Source organism: Vibrio sp. E14 (genome assembly GCF_020515785.1).
GTDB lineage: Bacteria > Pseudomonadota > Gammaproteobacteria > Enterobacterales > Vibrionaceae > Vibrio > Vibrio diabolicus.
This window is the reverse complement of record NZ_JAHPJI010000021.1, coordinates 1-5,967: the sequence shown is the minus strand read 5'-3', so window position 1 is coordinate 5,967 and position 5,967 is coordinate 1. Positions and strand designations below refer to the sequence as shown.

Here is a 5,967-nt window from a genome sequence, read left to right as displayed (position 1 = left end):
GATGCTTTCTAAGCCCTGCCATGACGAGTTGATGCTCAACTCTGTGCGGTTTCTACTGAACCGGGTCCCAGTATCGAGGACTAGTTTTGAGCCCCTGTGCTGACTCATTAAAGCTCCCCTTTATTACGTGTTAGAAAGCTTATTCACTAGCGTAGTGTAAGAAAGAGTAAGATCGGAAGACTGAGTTATTAAGCACCTAGCCACTTACGCATGTATTGCCTTTCTAGATTCTAGGTTGTTGCGTTTGGGGTTACGTTGCGTCTCGCAAGCTTATTTACTGAAGTCTACTAATATAGAGGTCTAATAGAGTATTAAGCTGTTGGAGCTAGGAATAATAAAAAAGCCCAGCAGGAAAATGCTGAGCTTTGAAGTTAATTATGCTTACAGGATGCGTTTTAAAACCCCATCTGCTTTTAGGCGGGTTATTTTTCTTACTAACCGCTGCGCCCCTATCGGATAATCTTCCATTTTTTCTAACTGTTTATAAGTACAGATAAGATGGGTATGCTCAAGGATACGCGAAACCTCATCTTCGAACTTATCAGTGAGTTTCGCATAATTGTCTTGGATGAGAAGCCCATTTTCTAGATCAAGTGACCAAGCCCGAGGATTTAAGTTATTCCCCGTCAGTAGCATATAGCGTTTATCAACCCAAATCCCTTTGAGATGGAAGCTATTATTGTCATGCTTCCAGAGGTGAATTGACAGTTTACGCGCAGCGATATTCGCTTCATTTGCTTTCGCAAAGCGGCGTAGGTTTACTTCATACAGATATGGAAGTCCGCCAATGGTTTTAAAGTCTTCCTCAGGGGCAATATAAAAGTCGTTTGCTGTCTTGTCGCCCACAACAATAGTTACTTTCACACCGCGTTTCATGGCTCGCTTCACTTCACGATGCAGCGCTTTAGGGAAGTTAAAGTAAGGCGTACAGATAAAGATTTCGTTTTGGGCGGCCGCTAGTAACTTTACAATCTGTTGATTGAGCAGATTGCGGCGTTTGCCTAGACCAACTAGTGGGGTGATTTTTACACTTTCCTCTTTTGGTGGTTGGTCTTCAAACTTATAATTAGCTTGAGCAAGTGAAGCTCTCAGTTGACGAATCGCCGACTTAATTTCTTTGGTTTCTGGCTTATCTTTTCCAGCAAGATCATTGACAGCAGGGTGAGCAATCATCTCTTCCTGAATGAATTGCACCATTGAATTAGCTAGAGACTCATGTCGAATCACATGGTAACGATCAAAGCGATAGCGTTCGTGATAGTGCAGATAAACATTATTTAAGCTTGCTCCACTGTAGATGACAGTATCATCGACAATGAAGCCTTTTAAATGCAGTACCCCAAAAACCTCTCTGCCACGCACAGGTATACCATAGACAGGGATCGGGTGTTGGTACTTATTGGCATACGCTTTGTAAAGCGCAGAATTACCCTCAGATGTTTCCGCACCAATCAGGCCACGCTGCGCTCGATGCCAGTCGACACAGATATTGATGTCCAACCCAGGATTGCGCTGTTTCGCTTCATAAAGCGCAGTGAGAATTTCACGTCCAGCTTCATCATCTTCCAGATATAGAGCGACTAGGTAAATTCGCGACGTTGCTTTGCTGATTGCATCCAAAAGACGAGTCCTGAATGATTCTGCTGAATACAGAACATCAAAGTCTTCCGGATTGACAGCGAGACTTGGCAACTGTTCGAATGGATTCCTACTTACTATCATATCGGTATGAGTACCTTAGTTTAGTGCAATATTGCGAACCTGCCATTTTATCAAAGATATGATTTACCTGGCTACAAAAGCGCGCGTTTTGATGTCGTTGAAGAGATGAATTGCATTGGAATGAGATCTTTACCGCTATCTACATAGCGTTGAAATGCCATTTTTAACGGGTGTGGTAGCTTAGAGCAATCAATGGTTTTGAATCCATGCTTGGAATAATAGGATTCGAGATGTGTAAACGCGAAGCAATAATCGCCATCAGTGAAAACATTGTTTTTACAATGAGTTAGTAGTTCTTTTCCAATGCCAGTTCCCCTAAGTGTTGGAATGACCAGCATTCCCGTCAGCAATCGAGATCTATCTACGGTTTTTAAGCGTAGTAACGCAACGATTTCACCTTTATGGCTCGCTGTAATGATCAGTTCATCCTTTTTGGCTCGACCCGAAGGGTAATGCGCTTTGTACAACCTCTTAATGAGAGGGAGCTTGATAGGATTTAACACTTCTATGATTAATGAGTCAGGTATTGTCACTGCGGTTAAAAGATAACTAATGTAGAATGTCGACAGTTTAAGAGAATCTTATCTGACGTTGCAAACCTACTATGCAAATTAAAACAAATGCAAGCCTTAAGGCTTACCATACTTTTGGGATTGAACAGTCGTGTTCCTATTTAGCGACCATCGAGTCGCTCGAGGAGGTTATCCAACTATTTCAAGACCCGAGATTCACCCATTTACCGAAACTTTTTTTAGGTAAAGGAAGTAATGTTCTTTTCACTGAGCATTTTGACGGGTTAGTGATCGTTAATCGACTCATGGGTAAAAATGTGACGGAAACGGATGACCAATACCTATTGCATATTGCAGGTGGTGAAGACTGGCCTGATTTGGTTTCCTGGTGTGTGAGTCAGGGAATTGGTGGGTTAGAAAACCTAGCCCTGATCCCTGGCTGTGCAGGCTCGGCTCCTATTCAAAACATTGGAGCCTATGGACTAGAGCTAAAAGACATTTGTGACTACGTGGATGTTCTTGATCTAACTACATTTGAAAATAGAAGAATGAGCGCCAGAGACTGTAACTTTGGCTACCGAGACTCCATTTTTAAACACGCTTTGCATGAAAAGTGCTTTATTACTGCACTAGGGCTTAAGTTGGCTAAGCAATGGCAACCGATTAATCAATATGGTCCTTTAAAAGATATTCCGGAAGAACAACTTAGCCCAGCAACAATCTTCGAGCGAGTTTGCCAAGTGCGAACGGAGAAACTGCCGGATCCAGTCAAGGTAGGTAACGCAGGAAGTTTCTTTAAAAACCCAGTGATCACTCAAGATCATTATGATCGGCTCATGAAGCAACATACTAATATCGTGGCCTATCCAACTCCTGGCGGAATGAAAGTCGCGGCTGGTTGGCTGATTGATCAGTGTGGATTAAAGGGGAAGTCTGTGCATGGTGCACAGGTCAACCCTATGCAAGCCTTGGTTTTGACCAACATGGACAACTGCAGTGCCGATGATGTTGTCGCACTTGCTTCCCTAGTGAAGCAGGCAGTGTGGGATAAATACCAAATAGAACTTGAGCATGAAGTTCGATTTCTGAACCGTACCGGGGAAACCAACCTGGCTCAGATCGAGGCGTTAAGATGAGAAAAGATCACTCTACGAAACTTCATATCTTAAAGTCATTAAGTAACGGCGAGTTTCATTCTGGAGAGGCGCTGGGCGAAGCCCTGAATGTATCCAGAGCGGCAATAGCTAAGCATATTAAAGGTCTTAGTGAGTGGGGCATTGATATTTATCGAGTGCAAGGGCGCGGTTACCAGTTGGCATCACCATTGCAGTTGCTAGATGAAGCTCTCCTTACTGCTAGTGCGGAGTCACTTGTTGAGCTTGTTCCTGTGATTAACTCAACCAACCAATATTTGCTTGATAGAGTTGCAGAGTCAGAAAAGGGCCGTGTTTGTATAGCTGAGTATCAAGCACAAGGACGTGGTCGCCGCGGTAGACAATGGATCTCTCCATTTGGCTCTAACTTATACCTATCCATGTACTGGCGATTAGATGCGGGAATGGCCGCGGCAATGGGCTTAAGCCTTGTTATTGGTATTGCCGCAGTGGAAGCACTAGAAGAAATGGGCATACAAGGCGTTAAACTCAAGTGGCCAAATGACCTGTATTATCAAGATAAAAAACTGGCAGGAATCTTAGTGGAGATGTCAGGGCAGGCCGGTGGTGCTGCTCATCTTGTGATTGGGATGGGGCTCAATATTGGAATGCCTGATGAGCAACCTGAGATTGATCAACCATGGACAACATTGAATCAGGTAAACGAGAGTCTCGTGATCGATAGAAATGTCCTAGCGACGACGCTTATCAAGCATTGGAATTCCGCACTTATCGAGTATGAACTGAAAGGGCTTACCAGCTTTGTCGAACGTTGGAATCGATTAGATAACTTTCTCAATCGTCAAGTCAAGCTGCTCATCGGACCTAGAGAGGTGCACGGCGTCGTACGCGGCATCGATCATCAAGGCGGGATATTACTCGAAACCTCGCAAGGGCTAGAGACTTACATTGGTGGGGAAATCTCGTTGCGTAAAAGCGATTGACGTTCAATTACTTTCGTAAAGACACCTTATCAACCAAGTGGTTGACGCCTTTGTGTAGAATCAAATGGGCTCTTTCTCGGGTGGGAAGAATATTTAGCTCCAAGTTGAGCCCATTAATATCATGCCAAATTTGTTTCGCTTTTTGCTTTGCTTCATCGACTGACAGTTGCGTGTAGTGACTAAAATAAGAACCGGGTTTAGTAAAAGCCCCTTGGCGAAACTTTAAAAATCGTTCCACATACCACTGTTCAATTGTCTCTGTTTCAGCATCGACATAGATCGAAAAATCCAAAAAATCAGAGACAAAGACGCGATGTGGATCATGCGGATAATCCATTCCACTTTGTAGAACGTTTAAACCTTCAATGATAAGAACATCCGGTCTATCCACTTTTCTTAGTTCGTCCGTAATGTCATACGTGATGTGGGAGTAAATAGGTACTTCAAGATCCGGCTTACCCGCTTTAACGTCAGACATAAACTCAACTAAACGTTTGATATCATAGGACTCAGGAAACCCTTTACGATGCATGATACCGCGCTCTTCTAGTACCTTTTTCGGATATAGAAAGCCATCTGTAGTGACCAAGGACACTTTGGGATGATTCTCCCAACGAGAAAGCAATGCGGTCAGAATACGAGCTGTCGTACTTTTGCCTACAGCGACACTGCCGGCGATACCAATCACAAAAGGAGGGGCATGTTCTTCCGTATTCAAGAATTGTTGTAATACAGAGTTGCGGCTTTGACGGGCTTGGACGTACAGATTCAAAAGACGAGACAAAGGAAGGTAGATTTCTACCGCTTCCTCCATGGTTAGGTTTTCATTAATACCCTGAAGCGCAGTCAAGTCGTCTTCAGAAAGTGTCATCGGTACAGAGTTTCTTAACTCGGCCCAGTTTGCACGGTCAAATGACAAAAATGGACTCATGGGTCTCTTTTATCCTTGGTTTAGTAGAAGCAAGAACATACATCAAGCGAACTTCAAAGCAAACGACAAAGGTCGAAGTTTACTTTAAAAAAGCCAAGTTTGTACGAATTTGCAGCAAACGAATCTAAAAAATCGAATTTTATGATTTTTTTTAAAATTACTATTGCAACCTCGAAAATCATTCAATAGAATGCGCACCACTTATGCCGACTTAGCTCAGTAGGTAGAGCAACTGACTTGTAATCAGTAGGTCACCAGTTCGATTCCGGTAGTCGGCACCATTCTTTCCTTTAGTAGTCTGAATGGCTTGAAAATTTGGAGGGGTTCCCGAGTGGCCAAAGGGAGCAGACTGTAAATCTGCCGGCACTGCCTTCGATGGTTCGAATCCGTCCCCCTCCACCATATTCTTTAGGAAATAGCTCTCAGAGTTACGTGTTGCGGGCATCGTATAATGGCTATTACCTCAGCCTTCCAAGCTGATGATGCGGGTTCGATTCCCGCTGCCCGCTCCACTCTAATTTGAGTGCTGATATAGCTCAGGTGGTAGAGCGCATCCTTGGTAAGGATGAGGTCGGCAGTTCGAGTCTGCCTATCAGCACCAGCTCTCAAGTTTATTTCCTTTTGATATTAGATTTACCAATTATCTTTTTTTGGTTGCGTGGTCAATTTGGGCCACCTAAATCCGTACCTAGAGGGACCACTCA

At 43.7% G+C, this 5,967-nt stretch carries 5 protein-coding genes and 4 tRNA genes; 6 read left to right on the top strand and 3 right to left on the bottom strand.

What is annotated here, in order from left to right:
* Positions 1-381: 381 nt before the first annotated feature.
* Positions 382-1,722, bottom strand: coding sequence for a CDP-diacylglycerol--serine O-phosphatidyltransferase (gene pssA, locus LIX84_RS22900; protein ID WP_226422233.1), 1,341 nt, complete (start codon positions 1,720-1,722; stop codon positions 382-384).
* A 71-nt stretch (positions 1,723-1,793) separates the two neighbouring features.
* Entirely contained in the window at positions 1,794-2,225 is a 432-nt protein-coding gene (locus LIX84_RS22895; RefSeq protein WP_226422232.1) for a GNAT family N-acetyltransferase, read from the bottom strand.
* A 101-nt stretch (positions 2,226-2,326) separates the two neighbouring features.
* Here LIX84_RS22895 and murB point away from each other — a divergent pair, with 101 nt between their 5' ends.
* Entirely contained in the window at positions 2,327-3,370 is a 1,044-nt protein-coding gene (gene murB / locus LIX84_RS22890; RefSeq protein WP_006742763.1) for a UDP-N-acetylmuramate dehydrogenase, read from the top strand.
* Positions 3,367-4,332 (top strand): bifunctional biotin--[acetyl-CoA-carboxylase] ligase/biotin operon repressor BirA, encoded by a 966-nt coding sequence (birA, locus tag LIX84_RS22885; protein ID WP_053809528.1) that lies wholly within the window; start codon positions 3,367-3,369, stop codon positions 4,330-4,332. Before murB ends, birA begins: the two co-directional genes overlap by 4 nt.
* Positions 4,333-4,339: 7 nt before the next feature.
* Here birA and coaA read toward each other — a convergent pair whose 3' ends face one another.
* A complete protein-coding gene (coaA, locus tag LIX84_RS22880; protein WP_005398335.1) occupies positions 4,340-5,263 on the bottom strand; it encodes a type I pantothenate kinase in 924 nt (307 codons plus the stop codon).
* 205 nt (positions 5,264-5,468) lie between these two features.
* On the opposite strand from coaA, the gene LIX84_RS22875 reads away from it, so the two are divergent.
* From LIX84_RS22875 to LIX84_RS22860, 4 genes are all read left to right on the top strand, one after another.
* Positions 5,469-5,544, top strand: a tRNA-Thr gene (locus tag LIX84_RS22875).
* Between the two features lie 36 nt (positions 5,545-5,580).
* Positions 5,581-5,665: transfer RNA gene (locus LIX84_RS22870), tRNA-Tyr, on the top strand.
* A 35-nt stretch (positions 5,666-5,700) separates the two neighbouring features.
* A tRNA-Gly gene (locus LIX84_RS22865) sits at positions 5,701-5,775 on the top strand.
* A gap of 13 nt (positions 5,776-5,788) precedes the next feature.
* Positions 5,789-5,864: transfer RNA gene (locus LIX84_RS22860), tRNA-Thr, on the top strand.
* Positions 5,865-5,967: the final 103 nt, after the last annotated feature.

Coding starts and splice junctions, on each gene's coding strand:
- pssA (WP_226422233.1), bottom strand. CDS start 1,722: ATGATAGTAAGTAGGAATCCATTCGAACAGTTGCCAAGTCTCGCTGTC.
- murB (WP_006742763.1), top strand. CDS start 2,327: ATGCAAATTAAAACAAATGCAAGCCTTAAGGCTTACCATACTTTTGGG.
- coaA (WP_005398335.1), bottom strand. CDS start 5,263: ATGAGTCCATTTTTGTCATTTGACCGTGCAAACTGGGCCGAGTTAAGA.
- birA (WP_053809528.1), top strand. CDS start 3,367: ATGAGAAAAGATCACTCTACGAAACTTCATATCTTAAAGTCATTAAGT.